Annotated in this window: 18 protein-coding genes; 10 read left to right on the plus strand and 8 right to left on the minus strand. The window is 72.4% G+C overall.

All coding sequences use genetic code 11. The features are described from left to right. Window positions 1–122: 122 nt before the first annotated feature. The 4 genes from ABZ570_RS15500 to ABZ570_RS15515 all read left to right on the plus strand — a co-directional run bounded on the left by ABZ570_RS15500 (window position 123) and on the right by ABZ570_RS15515 (window position 9,423). Entirely contained in the window at window positions 123–2,903 is a 2,781-nt protein-coding gene (locus ABZ570_RS15500; protein ID WP_358062829.1) for an immune inhibitor A domain-containing protein, read from the plus strand. Window positions 2,904–3,277: 374 nt separating this feature from the next. Continuing rightward, entirely contained in the window at window positions 3,278–5,584 is a 2,307-nt protein-coding gene (locus ABZ570_RS15505; RefSeq protein ID WP_358062832.1) for an immune inhibitor A domain-containing protein, read from the plus strand. Window positions 5,585–5,868: 284 nt separating this feature from the next. Continuing rightward, the gene (locus ABZ570_RS15510; protein ID WP_358062884.1) at window positions 5,869–8,271 is read left to right on the plus strand and encodes an immune inhibitor A domain-containing protein; all 2,403 of its coding nucleotides are present in this window, start codon (window positions 5,869–5,871) and stop codon (window positions 8,269–8,271) included. 219 nt (window positions 8,272–8,490) lie between these two features. Then, the gene (locus ABZ570_RS15515; RefSeq protein ID WP_358062835.1) at window positions 8,491–9,423 is read left to right on the plus strand and encodes an alpha/beta hydrolase; all 933 of its coding nucleotides are present in this window, start codon (window positions 8,491–8,493) and stop codon (window positions 9,421–9,423) included. A gap of 1 nt (window position 9,424) precedes the next feature. On the opposite strand, the gene ABZ570_RS15520 is transcribed toward ABZ570_RS15515, so the two are convergent. Continuing rightward, window positions 9,425–9,790 carry a hypothetical protein gene (locus tag ABZ570_RS15520; RefSeq protein WP_358062838.1) on the minus strand — a complete coding sequence of 122 codons (366 nt, stop codon included), beginning with the start codon at window positions 9,788–9,790 and terminating at the stop codon, window positions 9,425–9,427. Next, a complete protein-coding gene (locus tag ABZ570_RS15525) occupies window positions 9,787–12,738 on the minus strand; it encodes an SseB family protein (protein WP_358062841.1) in 2,952 nt (983 codons plus the stop codon). Before ABZ570_RS15525 ends, ABZ570_RS15520 begins: the two co-directional genes overlap by 4 nt. A 153-nt stretch (window positions 12,739–12,891) precedes the next feature. On the opposite strand from ABZ570_RS15525, the gene mycP reads away from it, so the two are divergent. Then, window positions 12,892–14,091 (plus strand): type VII secretion-associated serine protease mycosin, encoded by a 1,200-nt coding sequence (gene mycP / locus ABZ570_RS15530; RefSeq protein WP_358062843.1) that lies wholly within the window; start codon window positions 12,892–12,894, stop codon window positions 14,089–14,091. 154 nt (window positions 14,092–14,245) lie between these two features. On the opposite strand, the gene ABZ570_RS15535 is transcribed toward mycP, so the two are convergent. Both ABZ570_RS15535 and ABZ570_RS15540 read right to left on the minus strand, forming a co-directional pair. Beyond that, complete coding sequence (locus ABZ570_RS15535) at window positions 14,246–14,539, minus strand: WXG100 family type VII secretion target (protein ID WP_358062846.1); 294 nt, start codon at window positions 14,537–14,539, stop codon at window positions 14,246–14,248. Between the two features lie 22 nt (window positions 14,540–14,561). Next, window positions 14,562–14,879, minus strand: coding sequence for a WXG100 family type VII secretion target (locus tag ABZ570_RS15540; protein WP_357849948.1), 318 nt, complete (start codon window positions 14,877–14,879; stop codon window positions 14,562–14,564). A gap of 350 nt (window positions 14,880–15,229) precedes the next feature. On the opposite strand from ABZ570_RS15540, the gene eccE reads away from it, so the two are divergent. From eccE to rarD, 4 genes are all read left to right on the plus strand, one after another. After that, window positions 15,230–17,035: a type VII secretion protein EccE gene (gene eccE / locus ABZ570_RS15545; RefSeq protein ID WP_358062849.1), complete on the plus strand. Its 1,806-nt coding sequence runs from the start codon at window positions 15,230–15,232 to the stop codon at window positions 17,033–17,035. Between the two features lie 64 nt (window positions 17,036–17,099). Continuing rightward, window positions 17,100–17,486 carry a phage holin family protein gene (locus tag ABZ570_RS15550; protein ID WP_358062852.1) on the plus strand — a complete coding sequence of 129 codons (387 nt, stop codon included), beginning with the start codon at window positions 17,100–17,102 and terminating at the stop codon, window positions 17,484–17,486. Window positions 17,487–17,575: 89 nt separating this feature from the next. Continuing rightward, complete coding sequence (locus ABZ570_RS15555; protein ID WP_358062855.1) at window positions 17,576–18,064, plus strand: GNAT family N-acetyltransferase; 489 nt, start codon at window positions 17,576–17,578, stop codon at window positions 18,062–18,064. Then, the gene (gene rarD / locus ABZ570_RS15560; protein ID WP_358062858.1) at window positions 18,061–18,987 is read left to right on the plus strand and encodes an EamA family transporter RarD; all 927 of its coding nucleotides are present in this window, start codon (window positions 18,061–18,063) and stop codon (window positions 18,985–18,987) included. Before ABZ570_RS15555 ends, rarD begins: the two co-directional genes overlap by 4 nt. Window positions 18,988–19,122: 135 nt before the next feature. Here the strand turns inward: rarD and ABZ570_RS15565 are convergent, their stop codons facing one another. The 3 genes from ABZ570_RS15565 to ABZ570_RS15575 form a co-directional block, all read right to left on the minus strand. Then, complete coding sequence (locus tag ABZ570_RS15565) at window positions 19,123–19,809, minus strand: zf-HC2 domain-containing protein (protein WP_358062861.1); 687 nt, start codon at window positions 19,807–19,809, stop codon at window positions 19,123–19,125. Next, window positions 19,806–20,321, minus strand: coding sequence for a sigma-70 family RNA polymerase sigma factor (locus tag ABZ570_RS15570; protein ID WP_358062887.1), 516 nt, complete (start codon window positions 20,319–20,321; stop codon window positions 19,806–19,808). The genes ABZ570_RS15565 and ABZ570_RS15570 overlap by 4 nt, the downstream gene beginning before the upstream one ends. Window positions 20,322–20,454: 133 nt before the next feature. Next, on the minus strand, window positions 20,455–21,237 hold the full coding sequence (locus ABZ570_RS15575; RefSeq protein ID WP_358062864.1) for a helix-turn-helix domain-containing protein: 783 nt from the start codon (window positions 21,235–21,237) through the stop codon (window positions 20,455–20,457). Between the two features lie 174 nt (window positions 21,238–21,411). Between ABZ570_RS15575 and ABZ570_RS15580 the strand changes: the two genes are divergently transcribed. Further along, a complete protein-coding gene (locus ABZ570_RS15580) occupies window positions 21,412–22,596 on the plus strand; it encodes an MFS transporter (protein WP_358062867.1) in 1,185 nt (394 codons plus the stop codon). A 21-nt stretch (window positions 22,597–22,617) separates the two neighbouring features. Here ABZ570_RS15580 and ABZ570_RS15585 read toward each other — a convergent pair whose 3' ends face one another. Beyond that, the gene (locus ABZ570_RS15585; RefSeq protein WP_358062869.1) at window positions 22,618–23,700 is read right to left on the minus strand and encodes a polyprenyl synthetase family protein; all 1,083 of its coding nucleotides are present in this window, start codon (window positions 23,698–23,700) and stop codon (window positions 22,618–22,620) included. Window positions 23,701–23,799: the final 99 nt, after the last annotated feature.

Below are 23,799 nucleotides of genomic sequence, written 5' to 3' on the forward strand. Positions count from 1 at the left end.
CTCGCCCCCTGTTGGCAGAGGTTCCTTCTCCTCTAGGTTCAGCCAATCGGACGGTTAGACGACCATCATTGCGATGTCTGCCCGTCCAGTTTCCTCCTCCCATGCCCGACGAACGGAGTGGCATGAACACGAAACCCCATCGGCGGCGGCGCCTACTCGTCGCGCTGCCCGCCATCGCCCTCGCCGCCACGTCACTGACCGTGACGGGCAGCGCGGCCGCGCAGACGTCCGGTCCGGCGCCGGCCACCATCGGGGCGGACGAGTACTACATCAACTACGCCGAGCCCGAGGTGCAACCGGACACCGCTGGTAAGGAGGTCAAGGGCAAGGACGGGATCTTCACCTCGCCCGCGGACGAGGCCCGGGCGTACGACCGGAAGTACGCCGGCGGCAACCCGGTGACGGCGCGCGAGCTGGCCAAGCTGGAGGCCAAGGCGATCAAGACGGGCCAGAGCCCGCGCAAGATCAAGCAGGCCAAGGGCACCCAGACCGCCAAGCTGCTCACCCTGCTCGTGGAGTTCAACGACCGGGCGAACGACGACTTCACCAACGTCCTGGTCCCCAGGACGGTCTTCGAGGACCGGACCTGTGTCCCCGGCACCGTCCAGAACGGCCCGAAGCACAACAACATCGCCAGCCCGGCCACCCTGCCCCACGAGGACAACAACTCGATGTGGGTGCCGGACTTCTCACCCGCGCACTACGACAAGATGCTCTACACCAAGGAGGGCATCACCGAGCGGGTCCGCACGGACCTGACCGGGCCGGACGGCAAGCCGGGCATCAGCCTGGCCGGCCGGACCATGCACAACATGTACCTGGAGATGTCCAAGGGCGCGTACACGGTGGACGGGCAGGCCAGCCCGTGGATCACCGTGCCGCACTCGGAGGCCTGGTACGCCGCGTCCCGCTGCTTCCAGGACGACAACGGCAACTGGGTCGCCGGACGGCAGCAGTCGATGAACGGCCACCCGGACAACCCGCTGGGTGCCGCGCGACTCGCCACGGACGCGATCGACACGCTGGCCAAGATGGACCCGAACTTCCCCTGGGCCGACTACGACATCGAGGACCAGAGCGACCGGGACGGGGACGGCAACTACCACGAGCCGGACGGCGTCATCGACCACCTGGTGCTGGTGCACGCCGGCAAGGGCAAGTCCAGCGGCGGCGGCGACCAGGGCATCTACGCCGTCTGGGCGCACTCCTCCTCGGTGGCCGGTGGCTACACCATCCCCGGCACCAACCTGAAGGTGTCGAACTACATCGTGCAGCCGGAGGACGCCGGCGTCGGTGTGTTCGCCCACGAGTTCGGGCACGACCTCGGCCTGCCGGACCTCTACGACACCTCGGGCAACGCCGACTCGGACGTCGACTTCTGGGACCTGATGGCCTCGGGCTCGCACTCCGGTGAGATCTTCCAGGCCCTGCCCACCCACATGGGGCTGTGGGACAAGTGGGTGCTCGGTTGGGCCGACCCGCTGAACATCAACCCGGGTGACGACCCGCGCGCGGTGCAGCTCGGGCAGACCTCGCGCACGCCGGTCGGCACCAAGGACGGCATCAAGATCAACCTGCCGGACAAGGTGATCACGCTGGCCGAGCCGCACAGCGGGGCCAACATGTGGTACAGCGGCGCCGACCAGGACTGGGCCGACGTCAAGCTGAGCCGTACGGTGACCGTCCCGAACGCCGCCGACGCGAAGTTCTGGATGTGGAACAACTACATCATCGAGGCGGACTGGGACTTCGGCTTCGTCGAGGTCTCCACCGACGGCGGCGCCACCTGGACCGAGCAGAAGGTCTACGACGCCACCGGCAAGCTCGTCTCGACCAACGACGGCTACGCCGACCCGAACGGGCGGATGGCCGACTACGGCGGCAAGAAGTACGGCCTCGGCGGCACGACGAACGGGTGGCGGCACGACTACGTCGACCTGTCGGCGTACGCCGGGAAGACGGTGCAGCTGCGCCTGCGCTACGCCACGGACGCGGCGTTCGTGGAGCGCGGCTGGTTCGCCGACGACTTCTCGGTCACCGGCGGCGGGACCACCACCTGGAGCGACGACGTCGAGAACGGCACCAACGGCTGGACCCTGACCGGTGGCACCTTCACCGACACCACCGGCGCGGGGTGGCACACCGACACCGGCACCCAGGTCAAGGCGCATTACTACCTGGCCGAGTGGCGCAACTTCGACGGCTTCGACCAGGGCCTGAAGTACACCTACGACACCACCTACTCCCGCGACGCCTGGAAGGTGGAGAAGGTCGCCTACAACGCGCCGGGCATGCTGGTCTGGTACCGGGACACCACGCTGGGCAACGTCAACCACGTCACCGGGCAGTTGACCACCCTGCCCAGCTACGGCGCCAAGGGCGGGCTGCTGATCGTCGACTCGCACAACGAGCCGCTGCGCCGGCAGGGCGAGGCGGCGGTCAAGGACGAGTCCGTGCTCGACAACCTGCCGAGCCGCCCGCAGTCCTCGAACGCGGCCTTCTCGCTGAACCCCACGTACCCCTTCACGGAGTGTCTCGAGGCGGTGGGCGAGCCGTACAGCGAGTACTGCAGTCAGTTCGCCGCGCAGGCGCCGGTGACCGCCTTCACCGACGCCAAGGGCTGGTACCCGGGCATCGAGGTCCGCGACGGGCGGCTCTTCGCGCGGGACAGCGACGCCTCGGTGGTCATCCCGTCGCGCGGCCACGCGCCGTACACCACCCGGATCACCAACCCGGACGGCAGCCCGGCCACCGGCCTGTACGGCACGGACCTCGGGTTCACCGTGCTGGGCTCGGGCAACCCGGGTGACGCGGGCGTCGCCTACGGCGTCTCGATCACCATCAAGCGGGCCGCGAAGGACAACTCGTTCGCCACGGTGTATGTGACCTCGGCGCGGCCGTGACCTGACCCGCCGTCGCGGATCAGGCCCGTCCGCGGGGCCCGTCCGGAGCAAGCCGCTCCGGGCGGGCCCCGTCGCCTTTTCGACGCCGGAATTGCCGCAGAGATCGAGAGTGACATTTTCGGGGGCGACGGCGCTTCCCTTGGGGATCCCATAATCACCGTTACGCTAAGTGATCGTGATCAAACCGTAATGTAAATCGCGGTCGGAATCCTGCGCTGGTTGGTCCCGATTCACCCCGGAAAGAAGGCCACCCGCACCGGTAATTGACCGGTGACAAGGGTCCCCACCCTCTGCCATTGTGAGTGACGCATGACATGACAGCGATGGCTACTGCTGTCTCTGTCATGTAACAGATCCACAAAGGAGGAGGACCTTTGAGGAGACGAGTCACAGCGGGCCTGGCCTCGGCCGCGGCCGCGCTGCTGGCAGCCGGTGTCGTCACGGCGCCGGCGGCCGCCGCCCCGGCGGCGGAGCCCACCCCCGGCGCCGACAAGGTGAAGCACGGCAAGGACAACCTCCCGGATCCGAAGGCGGATCAGCACCGGGAGATCCGTAAGCAGGCCATCTCCGACCTGCTGACGGGCAAGGCCAAGCTTCAGACGCGCAACGGCTCGAAGGTCATCCAGGTCAAGGACGACCTGTTCGTCGAGTACCAGAAGCCCGCGAAGACCGACCCCATCTTCACGATGCTGGTCAACTTCGGCGACAAGACCGACCCGCGGACCGGCGGCACGCCCGGCCCGGTGGTCAACCAGATCCCCGAGCCGGACCGCAACTGGGACGGCAGCTCGACCGACGACAACAGCACCCTGTGGCGCCCCGACTTCCACCGGGAGCACTACACGGACATGTTCTACGGTCCGGGCGAGTCGATGCGGGACTTCTACCTGAAGCAGTCCGGCGGGCGGTACACGGTCGGCGGCGACGTCAGCGACTGGATCACCGTGCCGTACAACGAGGCCCGGTACGGCAGCAACAACATCTCCGACGCCGACGGCTCCTGGAACTTCGTCAGGGACAGCGCCACGTCCTGGTACGAGACCCAGATCAAGGCCGGCAAGACGCCGCAGCAGATCAAGGACTACCTGGCCCAGTTCGACGTCTGGGACCGGTACGACTACGACGGCGACGGCGACTTCAACGAGCCCGACGGCTACATCGACCACTTCCAGGCGGTGCACGCCGGCGAGGGCGAGGAGGCCGGCGGCGGCGCCCAGGGCGAGGACGCCATCTGGTCGCACCGCTGGGCCGCGTTCCCCAACCTCGAGGGCAAGGCCGGCCCGGCCGGCAACCTCGCCGGTGGTGTCCAGATCGGTGACTCCGGGTTCTGGATCCGTGACTACACCACCGAGCCGGAGAACGGTGGTCTGGGCGTCTTCGCCCACGAGTACGGCCACGACCTCGGCCTGCCGGACCTGTACGACACCCAGGGCGGCGACAACGGCGTCGGCTTCTGGAGCCTGATGGCCTCGGGTTCGTGGCTCGGCCACGGCACCGACGACATCGGCTCGACCCCGGGCTACATGGACCCGTGGTCGAAGCTCTTCCTCGGCTGGCTGAACTACTCGGTGGTCGACGAGAAGAGCGGCACCACCAAGGTGACCCTCGGGCCGGCGGGCGACAGCGACGGGCCGAAGGCCCAGGCGGTCGTGGTGAACCTGCCCGCGCAGACCCAGACCACGAACTACAACACGCCGTTCGGCGGGTCGTACGAGTGGTGGGGCGGCAGCGCCGACGACCTGAACAGCACGCTGACCCGCACCCTGGACCTGACCGGCGCGACCGCCGCGTCGATCACCGCGAAGGCCCAGTGGGACATCGAGGAGGACTACGACTTCCTCTACGCCGAGGTGTCCACCGACGGTGGCGCCACCTGGCACGCGCTGAGCAACTCGCTGATCGATCAGGGCGAGACCGGGGTCGACGGCTCGACCAGCGGCGCGTGGGTCGACCTGACCTACGACCTGTCGGCGTACGCCGGACAGACCGTGGCCTTCCGCTACCGCTACGCCACCGACGGCGGCCTGCACTTCGCCGGCCCGTTCCTGGACAACATCGCGCTGACCAAGAACGGCACGGTCGCATGGACCGACGACGCGGAGACCCTGGCGACGGAGTGGACCGTCAAGGGCTGGACCCGGATCACCGGCTCGGTCACCGACACCTACCCCCGCTTCTACCTCGCCGAGAACCGGACCTACTTCGGTTACGACGACACGCTGCGGACCGGTGGGTACAACTTCGGTTGGGCCAACACCCGGCCGGACTTCGTCGAGCGGTTCTCGAACCACCCCGGCCTGCTGATCTGGTACGTGAACTACGCGTACGGCGACAACAACACGTCGCAGCACCCGGGCTACGGCCTCAACCTGCCGGTCGACGTCCGGTCCCAGAAGATCAACGTTCCGGGTCAGGGCGTGATCACCAACCGCCGCGGCGGCTACGACGCGACGTTCAGCCTGTACGCCAAGCCGGCCCAGACCTTCCACAAGAACGGTGTGGCGGTCACGGTCCCGGCGCTCGACCCGCAGCCGGTCTTCGACGACAGCGGCATCGGGACGTACTGGAACTCCGGCAACGCGCAGAACTCGGTGAAGGTGGCCGGCACCGGCACCCGGATCCAGATCCTGCAGCAGGGCACCACCCCGACCAGCGGCATGGTCGTCAAGGTCACCAACTGATCGGGTAGCACCGAACCGAATGGGGCCGGTGGCGGCGACGCCACCGGCCCCATTCGCGTACCCCGGGACGTTCGCCCAATCCTGCCCGCCCGATCGACCGATGCAGATGTGACGGGGTGAGCCATTCCCGACAAGAAGTTGCTACAAATCGACGCGGATGTCTTTCCAGGGATCACCGGAATGTCTATCTTCACCAGTGGTCCCACTAGTGGGACGCTCTCACCGGCCCGTACCCCGTCGGGCCGGTTCCCTCACACCGGAGGTACCACGTGCGCAAAGTCGCAGTGGGTCTGCTCGGGCTTTCGCTGACGGCGACGTCACTGGTGGCAGGCACGGCCGCCAGCGCCGCGCCGGCGCCGAAGCTGCCGGCTGCCGCTCCGTCGGTTGCCGAGCCCGCGCAGACTGATCACGATCTGCCCAACCCGCTCGAGGAGAAGCGGCGGGCGCTGCGCCAGGAGGGCCTGAGCGAGGTCCTGTCCGGCCGGACCAAGGCCGAGAAGATCAACGGCAGCACGGTCGTCAAGGTCGGCGAGAAGGCGGCCAAGGGGCCCAAGGCGGGCAAGGCCGCCAAGAGCACCAAGGCAGGCAAGGGCCCGACCCAGGACCAGTACGTCGAGCTCTCCCGCGAGACGACCGACCGCATCTTCGTGATCCTCGCCGAGTTCGGCAACGAGCGGCACCCGAGCTACCCGGACCAGGACACCGACCCGGACACCCCGGGCCCGACCCGGTTCGACGGGCCGCTGCGTAACGAGATCCCGAAGCCCAACCGGGCGCTGGACAACTCCACCGTCTGGCAGTCGGACTACAGCGCCGACCACTACCGCAAGCTCTACTTCGGCACCACCCCCGGCGACGAGTCGCTGAAGCAGTACTACGAGGCGCAGTCCTCGGGCCGGTACAGCGTCGACGGCGTGGTCACCGACTGGGTGAAGGTGCGGTACAACGAGGCCCGCTACGGCCGCTCCGGCGGCTACCCGTGCGGCTCGAACGTCTGCACCAACACCTGGGCGCTGGTCCGGGACGCCGCCAACCAGTGGGTCGCCGACCAGAAGGCCGCCGGCCGGACCGGCGCGCAGATCGCCGCCGACCTCCGGGCCATGGACCAGTGGGACCGGTACGACCACGACGGTGACGGCGACTTCAACGAGCCGGACGGCTACATCGACCACTTCCAGATCGTCCACGCCGGCGGTGACGAGGCCGACGGTGACCCGCACCAGGGTGAGGACGCCATCTGGAGCCACCGCTGGTACGCCTACGCGTCCGACATCGGCAACACCGGCCCGGCCGAGAACCCGCTGGGCGGCACCCAGATCGGCAACACCGGCGTCTGGATCGGCGACTACACCATCCAGCCGGAGAACGGCGGCCGGAGCGTCTTCTACCACGAGTACGGCCACGACCTCGGTCTGCCGGACGACTACAACGTGACCAGTGGTGGGGACAACAACAACGAGCACTGGACCCTGATGGCCCAGAGCCGGCTCAACGCCAAGAACGACGGTGGCATCGGCGAGCGGGGTGGCGACCTCGGCGCCTGGAACAAGCTCCAGCTCGGCTGGCTCGACTACGAGGTCGTCGTCGCCGGGCAGAAGCGCACCCTGGAGCTGGGCCCGCAGGAGTACAACTCCAAGAAGGCGCAGGCCGCCGTGGTCGTGCTGCCGCAGCGGGAGTACACGTTCGAGAACGGCAAGCCGTTCGAGGGCACCAAGCAGTTCTTCTCTGGCAACGACGACGACCTGAACAACACGATGACGCGGACGATCGACCTCACCGGGAAGACCACCGCCGCGCTGTCGATGAAGGGTCGCTACACCATCGAAGAGGACTACGACTACCTCTTCTTCGAGGTCTCCACGGACGGTGGCCAGAGCTGGGCGACCCTGCCGGGCACGGCCAACGGCAAGGCGCTCAAGGAGATCTCGCCCGGCCGCTACGCGCTGGACGGCTCCAGCAACGGGCAGTGGGTCGACATCAACCTCCCGCTGAACGCCTACGCCGGCAAGTCGGTGCAGTTCCGGCTGCGCTACCAGACCGACGGCGGCCTCTCCGCCGGCGGCTTCTACGGTGACGCGATCACCGTCACCGCCGACGGGCAGACGCTGGTCAGCGACGGTGCCGAGGCCGGTGCCGCCGGCTGGGCCATGAACGGGTTCAGCGTGGTCGAGGAGACCTACAAGCGGAAGTTCGACAACTTCTACATCGCCGGCAACCGCTCGTACGTCTCGTACGACCAGTACCTGAAGACCGGCCCGTACTACTTCGGCTACCTGAACAGCCGGCCCGACTGGGTGGACCACTACGCGTACCAGCAGGGTCTGCTGATCTCCTACTGGAACCTCCGGTGGGCCGACAACGACACCTTCGCCCACCCGGGTGAGGGTCGGAACATGATCATCGACGCGCACCCGCGGCCGATCTACAACCTGACCGGCAACCCCTGGCGGGCCCGGGTCCAGGTCTACGACGCGCCGTTCAGCCTGAAGAAGGCGGACTCGTTCACGCTGCACATCAACAGCCAGCCGCAGTACATCCGTGGCCAGGACGCGCAGCCGCTGTTCGACGACACCAAGCAGTACTGGTACCCGGAGCTGCCGAACCACGGCGTCAAGCTCCCGGCGGCCGGCGTCAAGATCAAGGTCATGGAGCAGAACGGCACCTCGATGAAGGTGAAGTTCTCCTGAGCCGCTGATCGACGCGACAGCGCACCACGCGATGCCCGGGCAGGTCACTGCCCGGGCATCGCCCGTCTCGGGGCCGGTCCGGCGGCGCGCCGCCGCGCCGCTTCCGCCGGTGCTGACGCACGCGCCGCCACCCCGCTTCCTCCGTGCTGTCCCGGAGAAACCCCTGATCCCCGCCACCTGCGCAGCCGTTGTCCCGCTACCGCCCCTAGGCTGTGCCACATGACCGACCAGCGAGGCGGACCCGTCGACGAGTCCTGCGTCCTCTCCGACGGGCCGTGGACGCACCGGTTCGTCGGTGCCAACGGGAGCCGCTTCCACGTCGTCGAGGCCGGCACCGGCCCGCTGGTGCTCTTCCTGCACGGCTTTCCCGAATACTGGTTGGCCTGGCAGGAGATCCTGCCGGCGGTCGCCGACGCGGGATTCCGCGCGGTGGCGATGGACCTGCGCGGGTACGGCGCGAGCGACAAGCCACCCCGGGGGTACGACGGCTACACCCTCGCCGCCGACGTGGCCGGGCTGATCCGGGCGCTCGGCGAGCGGTCGGCAACCCTGGTCGGCGCCGGGGCCGGCGGCCTGATCGCGTGGACCGCCGCCTCGTTCCACCCCAGCCTGGTCCGGCGCCTGGTCGTGCTCGGGGCGCCGCACCCGCTCCGGCTGCGGGCCGCCATCTTCGCCGACCCGCGCGGCCAGTTCGCCGCCGCCACCCCGGCCCTGAAGTTCCAGCTTCCCCGGTACGAGCACGTGCTGACCCGCGACGACGCCGCCGAGGTGGAGGCGATCCTGCGACGCTGGGGCGGGCCCCGCTGGGTCGACGGCCCCACCTTCGCGGCGTACGCCCGGTGCTGCCGGGAGGCGATGCAGATCCCGCAAGCGGCCTTCTGCGCCATGGAGGGGTACCGCTGGGCATTCCGGTCGGTGCTGCGCCTGCACGGCTACCGGTTCGTCAAACTGATGCAGCGACCGCTGGCCACGCCGACCCTCCAGCTGCACGGCGCGCTGGACCGGGCGTCGCTACCGCGTACCGCCCAGGGCTCGGGCCGCTACGTGACCGCCCCGTACGAGTGGCGGCTGCTCGACGAGGTCGGGCACTTCCCGCACGTGGAGGCCCCCGACGTGGTGCTCGGGGAGATTCTGCGCTGGACGAAGTCCTGACTCAGAGCCGCTGTTCCCGCAGGTCGGTGACCTCGTTCGCCGGCGCCCAGCCCTGGTAGACCCCGAAGTCGAAGGCTTCGAGGCCCAGCGCGCGGGCCACCGGCCAACGGCCGCCGGTGTACTCCACCCGCAGCCAGCCGTCGTGCTCGGCCAGCACGATGAACGGCTGCCCCTGCCACGTGCAGGTGGTCCGCACGTACGCCAACTCCTCGACCTCGGCGGCCGGCACCACCCGGACGTGGCGGCCGGTGCGTACCTCCTCGAAGCCCTCGCCCGGTTCGGGCTGATAGAGGCGGACGTCGTCGCCGTCCGGGCTGGCCTGGTACTCCTGGCCCCGCCAGCGGGCCACGTAGCCGTCGCGGATCACGGCTCACCGACCCGTCGCCAGAGCAGCGCATCGGTGTCCAGGACCGCCACCACGCGGTCGCTGCCGTCCGCGCCGATCCGGCACAGCTGCGCGCCGTGCGGCAGCCGCGCGCTGTCCACCTTGAACTCGGCGATCACGTCGCTGCTCTCCCCCGGCGCGAAACCGTTGCCGCGGAACGGGGGACGCTCGATCACCCAGCCCTCCATCGCCCGCATCGCGGCGTCGTTCTGCCCCCCGTACGGGATGCGGTAGAGGCTCGGCCGGTACGCCGGCCAGCGCAGCACGTAGATCTCCTCGGCGTTCCGGGCGAACGGCGAGTCGGGGTAGCCCAGGCCGAGCGCGTCGTACAGCTGCCCCGGCGTGCTCAGGTGGGCCAGTTCGCTGGCCCGGTGCACGAAGCCGGACACCCGGTCGTAACCGCGCTCCAGGTAGTAGGCGAGCTGGCTCGGGGCGACCGCCTTCTGCATGGTCACCGGCCGGCTCGCGTCGACCGGCGGCGCGGCGGGCCGGGCGACGGCCACCCGCTCGGCCTCGGCCGCGGGCGGTTCCGGCTCGCTCTCCGGGTCGTCCCCGAGCCCCACCTCGGCGGCCCAGTTGGCCAGCGCGAGGACCTGCTCGCCGGGGTACTTCGCCCCGACCGGGGTGCCGGGGTTCACCGCGAACGACCAGCTCTCGTCCGGCCAGCGCCGGATGAGCTGGACGAACTTCACGAGCACCGTCTCGACCGCCCCGTCGGCGCCGTCGGCCAGCCGCTCGGGCGAGGTGTAGACCACCACGTACGTCTCGCCGTCGAGCTGCTCCGTCCGCCAGACGAAACCCGGATCGCCCGGCCGGCTGCCAGGCGCGGAGCCGGGCGCGACGGGCAGCAGTACCCGGGCCAGCAGCAGGGTGGAGAGGAAACCGTCGGTGCTGCCGCTACCCGCCGCCCCGAGCAGGTCCTCCTCCACGTCGTTCGCCGGCACGAAGTCGGGCGGCACCGGCTCGACCGACTTCGGCGCGACGGGCACCGCCGACTCCGGCGCGACGGGCACCGCCAATCCCGGCGCGACCGGCACCGCCAATTCCGGCGCGGCGGCCGGCCCGTCGGGCGGGATGATCTGCTCGAACAGCCCCACCGTGGGCTGGGGCGGTGGCTCGGGCGGCTCGAACAGTCGCACCGTGGGCTCGGCCGGCTCGAACAGTCGCACCGTGGGCTCGGCCGGCGGGGCCGGCGGCTCGAGCAGCGAACCGGACGGGATGCCGGCTGCCCGTGCGGCGGGCGGGTCGATCGTGAGCGGCACGGTGGGGTCGGCGGGGCCGGCCCAGGGCGTACCCGGTCCGTCGCCGTCGGCCCGGTGCGGCGAACCCGTCTCGGCCGGCGGTGCCGAGGTGGCGGCGGGCACGGTGGGCACCGCGTACGGCTCGGACGCCGCGGGCGCGGGGCTGGGGATCGGCCGGGTCGGGAGCTCCTCGGGCCCGGTGAGATCCCGGGACTCGATCACGGTGCCCTCGATGACGATCGGCTTGAAGCCCCGCTGCGGCGCGGGTGGGCCGGACACCGGCTCGGCGATCGACGGGGGCAGTTCCTCCGCCGCCGCCGACGTGAAGGCCCCGCCCCCCTGATCTCTCGGTGCCGGGCGGGCCGACTCGTCCGTACCCGTCCCGTCGCCGGCATCCGGGCGGCGACGCGGCAGCGCCTGGGTCGCCTCCTCGTCGGGGGTTGGCGCGGGCCGGAACGCCCGGGCCGGTTCCTCCGGGCGGAGCGCCTGCGTGGTCTCCCCGGCATCCACCGCCAACGACCGGGTGGGCTGCTCCGGCACCGGCTCGTTCAGCGGGCGACGACGTGGGAAGGGCTGGCCACCGGGGCCGAACCGGGACGGCGGAACCGCACGCTCACCGGCCCGGTGCGCCGGGTCCAAGGGCGACAGTCGGCGGGCCGAGCGCCCTGAGGCGGGCTCGAAGAAGGACCGGGCGGGAGGCGGCGAGGCCTCGCCGGGCCGGCCGTTCGCCGGACCGCTACGCCCGGCACCGCCGATCGGTTCCGGCCCGCCCGGGCGCCGCCGCAGGTCGTCGAGCCGGCCGGAGAGGCTCTCGGAGCCGGGGTCGGGACGGTCACCGGGTGAGTCGGCGGTGCCGCCGACGGGAGCGATGCGGCCCGTCCGGGCGGGCCACCCCGGCCGCGCGGATCCCTCGTCACCGGGCCGCTGGGGCGCGGAATGGTGGGACGCCGGCTCCGACCGGCCGGCGATCGGCGGGCCGGCCGGTCCGGTCGCGCCGGAAACGGTGGGCCGGGCCGCCGGCACGGCGATCGGCAGGGTCGACGGCTCGTCTCCGCCGACCGGATTACGACCGCCTCCGACGGGCGAGGCCGACGCGGGCGGGACCGATGCGGACGGAACCGACGCGGGCGGGACCGGTGCAGGTGGAAAAGACGCGGGCGGGACCGGCGCGACCGGCGAGCGGCCGGCGACCGCGTCGGGCAGCGGTGGGGTCGTGGCGTCCCGGCCAGGTGCGCTGGCACGGACCCGGGCCGCCGTCTCCACCCGTTCCAGTCGGGCCCGGGCACCCATGGTGCGGCCCGGCAGCCGGACGTCGCCCCGGGCGAGCTGCGCCACGAACCAGGCGGGCAGATAGCCCTCGATCGGCAGGCCGGGATTGACCGCCAGCCACCACTCGTGGTTGGGCCACCCGGCGGCCAGATCGGCGTACGGGACGCGGCGCGTGGCGCCGGCGTTCCCGCCCAGGCAGGCCCGCAGGGCGGTGGCAGAGGTGAAGGCGAGAACGTGCGTCCGGCCACCGGTGGTCCAGGTGCCCCAACCCACCGGGCCCCGCCCGGCCGGCGACTCCGTGACGACCGGTAGCAGCAGGTCGACGCGGGCCAGGATGCGGAAGTAGAGCTGCTGATCCTGCGCGCTCAGCGCGTCCCGCATCGCCACCTCGGCCTCGGTGGCCGGCTCCCATGCGGTCACGGCCACCTCTCCTTCGGCGAACAGGCCATAGGCATCGCCTAACAACCTACAAGGTGGTAACAAGATCACAATGGCTGGCCGGCGGCGGTGCGCCGGGGTGCCGACGAGCCGCTAACATCCCGTTCCGGAGCCGACACGATACGGAGGCGATCGATGTCCCGGCCCATCGCGCGCCCGGCCCTGGCCGTCCTTGCGGCCGCCCTCGCCGTCGGGTCGCCGGCCGCACCGGCCGCGGCTCGCGCGCCGTCGGTCTGCACCCCGCCGCCCACCCCCGCCCGCCCGGTCGCGGATCAGCCGTGGCCGCAGCAACGGTACGCGCCGGACCGGCTCGCCCCGCTCGCGACCGGTGCCGGGGTGACCGTCGCGGTGATCGACTCCGGGGTGGACCGCACCCATCCGCAACTGGCCGGGCGGGTGCTCGCCGGCGCCGACTTCCTGGATCCGGGCGGCGACGGCACCCGGGACTGCGCCGGGCACGGCACCGGAGTGGCCAGCCTCATCGCGGCGACACCCCGGCCGGGGGTGGCCTTCCACGGGCTCGCCCCGGGCACCCGCATCCTGCCCGTACGGGTCAGCGAACAGCAGGTGGTCGAGGGGCGGGAGTCGGGGCGTACGGTTGGCGCGGCTGACTTCGCCCGGGCCATCCGGTGGGCGGTCGACCACGACGCCGACGTGCTCAACCTCTCCGTCGTGCTGTACGCGGACAGCCCCGCGGTCCGCCTCGCGATCGCGTACGCCGTACGCCGCGACGTCGTCGTGGTGGCCGCCGCCGGCAACCTGCACGAGAGCGGCAATCCCCGGCCGTACCCGGCGTCGTACGACGGGGTGCTCGGGGTGGGCGCGATCGGGGCGGACGGCACCCGCTCCGCCTTCTCCCAGACCGGCCCGTACGTCGATCTGGTCGCTCCCGGCAGCGACGTGCTGATGGCGGCCCCCGGCCAGGGGCACCGCCGGGCGGAAGGGACGAGCTACGCGACGCCCTTCGTGGCCGCCACCGCGGCGCTGCTGCGGCAGTACCACCCCGAGCTGAGCGCGGCCGAGGTGGCCCGGCGGATCGTGGCCAGCACCGACCCGGCCGCGGGGAGCGGTGCCGGTGCCGGGGTGTTGAACCCGTACCGGGCGGTGACCGAGTCGGCCGGGCCGGCGGTGGCGCGCTCGCACCGGAGCGCGGCCCTGCCGGAGGACCGGCCGGACCCGGCCGAGGTGGCACAGCGGACGCGACGGGCAGCGGCCCGGGACCGGGCGCTGCTGGTGGCCGGTGCGACCGGGGCGGCGACCGTCGTCGTGGTGTTGCTCGCCGTGGTGCTGCCCTGTGGTGCCCGGCGCCGCTGGCGGCCCGCCGGCCCGGCCTGATCACCGACGTGCCCCGATCCGAGTAGCGCAGTTGCCCGGCCGGCGCCGGGACACGCCAAGATCCGCACAGCGGTGGGTTAGCGGCGGCCTCGATCGAGCCGGGTGGCTGCCTTTCCCGGGACGCTGTGCGGATCTCGACCCGCAGCGGCGGCGACTACTGGAAGAGGTTGACGTTGCGCTTCTCGGTGTCGAGGTAGTCGGCGGCGGAGTCCTCCACCGCGAGCTTGATGTCGCGCAACATGGCCTGCAGGTCCTGCGATGCGGCCCGCCACCGCGCCTGCCGCTGCTCGTACGCCTCGCGGGCCTCGCCCGTCCAGCTCGCGACCAGCGGCGCGGCGTCCCGTTCGAGCTGGCCGAGCTGACTGTCGAGGGTGTTCAGCGCCTTCTGGATGTCCGCGCCGGCCTGCTGCAGCGCGGCGAAGTTGACGACCAGCACACCGTGGTCCATCGGATTCTGTTCCTTCCGTGCGTCAGAGCGGCAGCTGGATGCCGCGGTGCGTGCCGGCGACCCGGCTGGCGGCCTCGGTGTCCGAGACGTCGTACTGCGCGCCGGCGGTGCGGATCGCGGTGGCGGTCTCCCGCAGGGCCCGCTGGAGTGCCGCCTGGTCCTGCGCCCACTGCTGCTTGACCTGCTCGAACGAGCGCCCGCCGGCACCCCGCCAGGCCTGCTGCAGCACCTCCAGCTCGGCCATCAGGCCGCTGAGCATGCTCTGCAACGACTGGTCCACCTGCTCGAACTTCGCGGCGGTCTGCTGCATCACCGCGGCTTCTGCCTGGGTCTGGGACACCCCGGACGTCACCTCGTCTCCTCGGTCGTGGCTGGCCGTCGGAACGACCACCGTGGACTCGCCGGGCGCAGAACCGGATTCGGGGATGGGGACGGCGCGCACTCCGGCGAAACTCGTCGCTGACGGTAGTCGCCCGATTCCCGTTGTGCTACCCCCTCGGCTCCCCTGTGGACAACGAAGCCCTACCATGAGCCACACCGACGTCACGCGACGCACAGGACGGGGAGGCACCGTGAGCGCGAGGAGCGAGCCGGGCCTGCGAGCCCCGCAGTCGCGAACCAGGAAGGCACCGTGAGCGCGAGGAGCGAGCCGGGCCTGCGAGCCCCGCAGTCGCGAACGGGGAAGGGCCGGTGACGGCGACCAGTGCCGGACGCCGCCCGGTGCCCGCGGCCGGGCGCCCAGCACAGTGGACGGCACCCGGCCTGCGGGCCGGGCAGGTGGTGGCGGCACAGGTCGCGGTGGCGGTGCTGGCCGCGGCCGTCGGCCGGGGAGTCGCGGTGACCGTCGTCGCCCTGCTCGCGGCGGCGGTGCTGCTGCCCGTTGCCTGGGTGCGGCTCCGCGGCCGGTGGCTCTACGAGTGGCTGCTGGTGGGGCTGGCGCACCTGACCCGCCGGCGATCCCTGCCGGCGGCCGCCGGGGCGGACGCGATGCTGGACCTGGTGGTCCCCGGCGCGGCGGTCCGCCCGGCCGAGCTGGCCGGCCGCCCGGCCGCCCTGCTCGAGGACGCCGACGGGATGGCCGCGCTGTTGGAGATCGGTGACCCCGACGACCTGCTCGGTGACGGCCCCCGGGCCCTTCCCGCGCCCCGGTCCCTGCTGCCGCCGCCGAGCCCGGAGCAGCCACCGGTCCGGCTCCAGTTGCTGCTCTCGGCGTCGCCCGCCCCGGCGCCGGCCGCCGCCCCGAGCCCGGTCGGCACGTCGTACCGCCAACTCACCGACGGGCGGTTGGCGGGCCGGGCCCGGGCGGTGCTCGCCGTGCGCGTGCTGCGGGCTGACGGCTGGTCGGACGACGAGTTGCGCCGGGCGCTCGCCGGCACCGTCCGGCGGATCGTCCGCCGGCTCGGCCCGCTGGCCGGCCAGCCGCTGGGCGGGGCCGCGGCGCTCCGGGTGGTCGCCGAGTCGGCCCATCACGACGCCGGCGCACCGGTACGCGAGTACTGGCCGGCGGTGACGGTGGGCGGGCTGGCCCAGACCACCTGGCGGCTGCGGCGCTGGCCGGATCCGCGTACCGACGCGGGCCGGCGGCTGGTGCCCCGGCTGCTCGCCCTGCCGGCCGCCGCCACCACCGTCTCGCTCTGCGTCGGTCCCCGCGTCGGCGTCGACACCGCCCCGGTGCCCGCCGAGCTGACCGTACGCCTGGCCGCCCGGACCGACGCGGAGCTGTCCGCCGCCGAGCAGGCGCTGCGCCGGCTCGCCGATGACCTCGGTGCCGAGATCCGGCGGCTCGACGGCGAGCACCTGGCCGGCCTGGCCGCCACCCTGCCGCTGGCGCTGGCCCGGGCCAACACCCCACCGGCTACGGCCGAACCGGACGCGCTGGAACTCTCCCTCGGCGAGTCCGGCCTGATGGTGGGTGCCAACCGGCACGGCGGCGCGGTGACCGTGCGTCTGTTCCGTCCCGGGGCGACCCGGCTGCTGCTGGTCGGCGGGGTACGCGCCGCGCAGCTCATGGCGCTGCGGGCGCTGGCGCTGGGCGCCCGGGTGGTGGTGCAGACCGCCCGGCCGCGGGCATGGGAGCCCTTCGTACGCGGGGTGGGCACTTCCGGCGGCCCGGTGCCGCTGATCCCGCCCGGGCGGCCGGTGGGCGGTGCGCCGGGCTCACCGCTGCACCCGTTGCTGCTCGTGATCGACGCCGGGCCGGTGCCACCGGAGGTGGGGACGGCGGCGGCCTGGCAGTCCGTACTGGTGGTGCGGGACGAACTCACCCCGGCGGACACGGCGGCGCTGGCCCGGGCCGACCTGGCGATCCTGCAACCGCTCGATGCGGGCGAGGCGGCGCTGGCCGGTGCGGCGCTGGGCCTCGGCGGCTCGGCGGAGTGGCTGACCCGGATCCGGGACGACATGGTCGCGGTGGTGAACCGCCGGGCCCTGCGCTGGGCGCTGCTGTCGCCGACGCCGATCGAGTCGCAACTGGTCGGTCGGCCGAGCCGCCGCTGAGCGGCCGCGATTCGTCGATCTTCATGGGTTCCGCCGCTGGCCGGGGCGTGGCACGATCCCGGCCATGGAATTCCTGAAGGGCCTTCTGATCCGAGTGGCCACGACGGCGGTGGCCTTCTGGCTGGCCACCCTGATCATCCCGGGCATCACCCTGAACGCCGCGACGGTCACCGAGAAGGTGCTCACGCTGGTGCTGGTCGCGGCGATCTTCGGGGTGGTCAACGCGGTGCTCCAGCCGATCATCAAGACCGTCGGCTGCGCCTTCTACCTGCTCACCCTCGGCCTGATCGCCCTGGTGGTCAACGGCCTGCTCTTCCTGCTGACCAGCTGGATCGCCGGTCAGGCCGGGCTGCCGTTCCACGTCGACGGCTTCTGGCCGGCCGCCGTGCTGGGTGCCCTCCTCGTCGGCATCGTGACCTGGCTCCTCGGCACCGTCCTCGACCGCGACTGAAGCGCCCTGCCGATTCCCGCCCACCGGCCAGGCCAGTGGGCGGGAATTGGCTGGTGAGGGGCGGGTGGGCCGGCACTAATGTGCCAAGGGTGTTCGTTTTGACCCGCCCCGACGGTTACCAGCTCACCACCGATCCGGCCCGGCTCGACCTCGACCGCGTGCACCGTTGGCTCTCCACCGACGCCTACTGGGCTGCCGGGCGGGAGCGGGACGTGGTCGAGCGGGCCTTCGCCGGCTCGATCGGGTTCGGCGTCTACCGACCTGGCGACGGGCAGCAGGTGGCCGTGGCCCGGGTGGTCACCGACCAGGCCACCTTCGCCTGGCTCTGCGACGTCTACGTCGACCGGGCCGAGCGGGGCCGGGGGCTGGGCACCTGGCTGGCCGGCGCGGTCCGCGACCACCTGGCCGAGCTGGGGGTACGCCGGATCGTGCTGGCCACCGCCGACGCGCACGGGGTGTACGCGAAGGTCGGCTTCACCCCGGTCGAACCAGGCATGTGGATGAAGTGGGCACCGCCGGTGAGCCAGGTCACCGGAAAGGACCAGAGTGCCGCTTCACCACTTACGGTAGAGGCGTGAACCAGACCCGCCTCGGTTACCTGTACGGCTTCGGCGCGTACCTCATCTGGGGTTTCTTCCCGATCTACCTGAAGCTGCTCCGCCCGGCCGGCCCGGTGGAGATCCTCGCTCACCGGATCGTCTGGTCGGTCATCTTCGTCGCTCTGCTGCTCGCCGCGATGCGCAACATCGGCTTCCTGCGGGCGCTGGCCCGCCGGCCCCGGACGCTGGCCGGCATCGCCGTGGCCGCCGCGCTGATCGCCGTCAACTGGGGCACCTACATCTACGGGGTGAACTCCGACCGGGTGGTGGAGACCGCCCTCGGCTACTTCATCAACCCACTGGTCATCGTGCTGATCGGGGTCTTCTTCCTGCGCGAGCGACTGCGCCCGGCGCAGTGGGCGGCGCTCGGCGTCGGCGGGCTCGCCGTGGCGGTGCTGACCGTCGACTACGGCCGGCTGCCCTACCTGGCGCTGGTCCTGGCCTTCAGCTTCGCCGGCTACGGTCTGGTCAAGAAGCGGCTCGGACTACCCGCCGCGGAGGGGCTCTTCGTCGAGTCGGCGGTACTGGCGCTGCCCGCGCTGGCCTACCTGGCGTGGCTGACCCGCCACGGCGCGGCGACGTTCGGGCACGTCTCCGCCGGGCACACCGTGCTGCTCGTGCTGGCCGGCGCGGCCACCGCGATCCCGCTGCTGCTCTTCGCCGGCGCCGCGAACCGGCTGCCGCTGTCCACCATCGGCATGCTCCAGTACGTCGGCCCGATCCTCCAGCTCGGCTGCGGCGTGCTGATCTACCACGAGCCGATGCCACCGGCCCGGCTGGCCGGCTTCGCCCTGGTCTGGCTCGCCCTGATCATCTTCACCACGGACGCCCTCCACACCGCCCACCGCACCCGCACCACCCCCCACCCCCTCACCCCTCCCCTCCCCACCCCAACCCCCTAACCCACCCCCCACCCCCACGCCCCCCAACCCCGTCGATCTTGCACTTTCTGTCGGGGCGTAATGGACATTCCAGGCAAACCCGAGTCCCCAACTGCAAGATCGACGGCGGGGGTGGGGCGCGGGGGGGCGGGGGGATTAGGGGAGGTCGTAGGTTAGGAGGGGGGTGTTGTCGGCGCGGAGCAGTTCGAGGCGGACCAGTTCAGCCCGGGTGAATCGGGTGCTGCCGGTGAGCCGCAGGTCGTCGCCCGGGGCGGCCAGCCAGGAGCCGATCTGCTCCGTCGCGCCGTCCCGGCCGCGGGCGACCAGCCGGAAGGTGTACGCCTCGTGGTGGTCGACCCGCCGGTCGTACCCGCAGTGCATGGTGACCTCGGTGCCCCAGTCGGCTCCGGTCAGCCCGATCTCGGCGTGCACCGGCACGGTGCCGGCGACCGGCCGCATCGCGGTCAGGGTCACCGGCGGGGCCGGCGGTGCGGCCGGTCGGACCAGGGCCACCCCGACGCCGACCAGCACCGCGACGACCGCCGCGGCGAGGGCGCTCAACGCGTACCGTCGTCGGGACCGGGACCGCTCGCGGCGCCGGCGTTCCCGCGCGGCCTCGAGCAGCGCGGGCACCCGGGAGTCCTCCGCCGCCTCGGGGAGGAACTGTTCCAGCCCGGCCGGATCGAGCCGCCCCAGCAGGCCGGGCAGCACGGCGATCTCGGCGATCGCGTCCCGGCAGGCGGCGCAGCCGGCCAGGTGCCGCTCGTAGGCGGCGCGCTCGGCGGGAGCGAGAGCGCCCAGCACGTACGCGCCGTCGTCGTGCGCGAACTCGCAGCGGGTCATCCGGTCACCCCCATCTCGGCCAGCACCAACCGTAGAGAGCGCAGCGCGTAGTGGGTACGCGACTTCACCGTGCCCGGCGGCACGCCGAGCCGGACCGCGGCCTCCGCCACCGACCGCCCCTGGTAGAAGCACTCGACCAGCACCTCCCGGTGGGTCGGGCTGAGCCGGTTCAGCGCCTCGGCCACGGTCCACGCCTCCACCGCGCGCTCCGCCTCGTCGACCGTCCCGGGGGGTTCCGGCAGCTTGTCCGTGTAGACCTCACCGACCCGGGTGGACCGGCGCCGCCAGGCGTCGATGGCCAGGTTCCGCGCCGTGGTGAACAGCCAGGCCCGGACCGAGCCGCGCCGCGGGTCCAGCGACTCCGGGTGCCGCCAGGCCCGCAGCAGCGTCTCCTGCACCAGGTCCTCAGCCCGCGACCGGTCGCCGTTCACCAGCCGGAGAGCGTGCGCGAAGAGCGCGTCGGCGTGTTCGTCGTGCAACGCGCGCAGCAGTTGGGCGTCGTGGTCGCTGATGGCGGTCTCCTCGCTCCCGTACGGCGAGTCCAGCGTGCGTTCGCCTGTGCACACGTACGGCGGCGCCGCTCGGTTCAGCCAGCCCGCCGCGCCGTCGCATGCCGGAGAGGGGCCGCTCGGTGCGTGGGTGGCCTCAGTGCTCGGCGGCGAGGCCGTCGGCGATCGCGCGGGCCGCGCCGAGCAGCTTGGCCCGGACCACCCGGGCGGAGGTCATCATCTCGCTGGCCGGGAGCGCGCAGGCCAGCACCACCCGGCGCTCGATGTCCTTGTCCGGGGTGACCAGCACGGCCGCGCAGGCCACCCCCTGACGGAACTGCCCCAGCTCCAGCTGCATGCCGCGCCGGTCACCGGCGGCCAGGTCGGCCTCGAACGCCTCGGCCGTGGTCAGGGTGGCGCTGGTGAACGGGCGCATGCCGTACTCCCGCAGGTAGCGGAAGCGCTGCTCGGGGGTGAGCGTGGCGAGCAGGCCCTTGCCGAGTGCGGTGGCGTGCGCCCCCTCGTCGAAACCCGGCACCAGATCCTCCAGGTACGGCGAGCGCGGCCCCTCGGCGACCGCCGTGACCGCCACCTGGCCGCCCACGAAGCGCCCCAGGTAGTGGCTCCAGCCGGTGTCCGCCGCCGCCCGCCGCAGCGACTCGCCGACCGCCGGCGGCCCCCGGAACGCCGTCACCAGCTCCCGGTAGCGGTCGGCCACCTCCAGCCCGACGATGTACGTGCCGTCCTCCCGCCGGATCACGTAGCCCTCGTACGCGAGGGTGCGGACCAGGTGGTAGGTGGTGGCGACGGTCAGCTCGCACCGACGGGCGATCTGCTTGACGGTGAGTCCCCTCGGCGCACGGCCGACCGACTCGAGCACTCGAAGCGCGCGGGAGACGCTCCGAATCAGGTCCGAAGGTTCCGCCAAGGGGTCGCGCACAACCACCTCCGCCGCCGGGGACTTACACCATATGAAAAACAGGCCGAGTGTGGAATGCCTGTTCGGATCGAGGATGCCAGATCACCGGGCACAGGCCGTGCACCGACAGACACGATCAGCTGCCGAAACATGGCGGCCGACGCCGAAATGTGACCGGCGTAGGTTTGCCTGGCCATGACTGACACCGTGCTGCACCCCTCGCCACCCACGTCCCGCCGTACCGTCCGCGCCAGCGCGGGTGCCGTCGCCACCACGATCGCCTGCGTCCTGCCGGTGTTCCTCCTCGGCGGCCTCGCCGTGCAGATGGGCCACGATCTGCGGTTCTCTCCCGCCGGGCTGGGCCTGGCCGTGTCGGTCTACTTCGGGATCAGCGCGCTGGCGTCGCTTCCCTCCGGCGTACTGGTGGAGCGGTACGGCCCGGTCGCGGTGGCCCGCGCCGGCATCCTGCTCTCCGCCGGCTCGCTGCTGGCCGTGGCGGGGCTGGCCCGGTCGTACCCGATGCTGGTCGGCCTGCTCGGGCTCAGCGCCGCCGCCAACGCCCTCGGGCAGCTCGCCAGCAACGCCGTGCTGGCCCGGCACGTGCCCGCGCACCGGCAGGGGCTCTCCTTCGGGGTGAAACAGGCGGCCATCCCGGTCTCCACCCTGCTGGCCGGCGCGGCGGTGCCCACCATCGCGCTGACCGCGGGCTGGCGCTGGGCGTTCGTGGCCGCCGCCGGGGCGGCGCTGGCCGCGCTGCCGGCCGTGCCCCGCGCCGAGGCTGCCCCGGCCCGGCGGACGGGCACCGGGCGCGCGGGCCGGGCCACCGGGGCGCTGGTGGTGGTCGGTCTGGCCGCCACCCTGGCGTCCGGCGCGGCGAACGCGCTGGGCACCTTCCTGGTGGACTCGTCCGCCGGACGGGGGCTGTCACCGGCCCTGGCCGGTCTGACGCTCACCCTGGGCAGCGCGGTCTGCGTGCTGGCCCGGATCGGCGCCGGTTGGCTCGCCGATCGCCGGGCGGCCGGGCATGTCGCGTTGATCGCCGCGATGCTGGTGGTCGGCGCGGTCGGGCTGGCGCTGCTGGCCCTCACCGGCCCCGGGCCGCTGGTCGCCGGCGTGGTGCTCGGCTTCGGGCTCGGCTGGGCCTGGCCCGGGCTGATGAACTTCGCGGTGGTCCGGCTCCACCCGCAGGCTCCGGCCGCCGCCACCTCGATCACCCAGACCGGGGTGTACGCGGGCGGCTGCCTGGGACCGTTGGCTCTCGGCACCCTGGCCGGAGCGCTCGGCTACCCCACCATGTGGGCGGCGGCTGCGGCGGCGATGCTGCTGGCCGCCCTCCTCATGCTCACCGGGAGCCGCCTCCTCTCCCACGCCACCCGCTGACCGCCGTAGGCGGGGTGGCGGTCAGCTGGTGCGGTCGGCGATGTAGTCGCAGAGGGATTCGAGGGCCCGGCGGGCGGGGCCGCCGGGGAGGGGAGCGAGGCGCGCCCTCGCGTCCTCGGCGTAGCCGCGGACCGTCTCCCGGGCCCGCTTCAGCGCGGGAGACTCGCGGAGCAGGCCGAGCGCCTCGGCGTGCAGCGCGTCGTCGACCAGCGGGCCGGTGGCCAGGATCTCCCGCAGCCGCACCGAGGCGGCGTCGGAGTCGTCCGAGGCGAGGGCATAGAGCACCGGCAGGGTCGGCACGCCCTCCCGCAGGTCGGTGCCGGGCGTCTTGCCGGACTGCACCGACTCGGAGGCGATGTCGATCAGGTCGTCGGAGAGCTGGAAGGCCAGCCCGATGACCTCGCCGTACCCGGCCAGGGCGTCGATGTGCTCGGCGGAGGCGCCGCCGAACATGCCGCCGAAGCGGGCCGAGGTGGCGATCAGCGACCCGGTCTTCTCGGCGATGACGTGCAGGTAGTGCGTGACCGGGTCGGTGCCGCGCGGGCCGACCGTCTCGGCGATCTGCCCGTGCACCAGCCGGGAGAAGGTGCGCGCCTGCAGGCGTACGGCCTCGGGGCCGAGGTCGGCCGCGAGGTCCGCGGCCCGGGCGAAGAGGTAGTCGCCGACCAGGATGGCGACCGAGTTGGTCCAGCGGGAGTTGGCGCTCGGAGCACCCCGCCGCACGGCTGCCTCGTCCATCACGTCGTCGTGGTAGAGCGTCGCCAGGTGGGTGAGCTCCATCACCACGGCGGCCGGCACGACGTGCTCGCCGGTCGGGTCGCCGAACTGGGCGCCCAGCGCGACCAGCAGCGGGCGGAACCGCTTGCCGCCGGCCTCGACCAGGTGCCGGGCCGCCTCGGTGACCAGCGGGTCGGCACTGGCCACGCTGGACCGCAGCTCACTCTCGACCCGCTCCAGCAGGCCCAGCACGGACGCCTCGACGCGCGGATCGGCGAGGTGCAGGCCGAGCGCGCCGAACTGACCCGTGCCCTCCGGCTCCCGACGACCGCCGGGGCCGGTGACACCTGAACGCTCGCCAGCCGGAATCACCACGCCTTCCACCATGCCACACCCGTTCGACCTGCCCGGAAAGGGGATACGGACCGGGGCCCGATTCCCCCTTCATCCATCGGGATGGTTGACTCTGTCGGTCCAGGCGCGGGT

The sequence above is a fragment of the Micromonospora sp. NPDC007271 genome (assembly GCF_040634005.1).
Taxonomy (GTDB): domain Bacteria; phylum Actinomycetota; class Actinomycetes; order Mycobacteriales; family Micromonosporaceae; genus Micromonospora.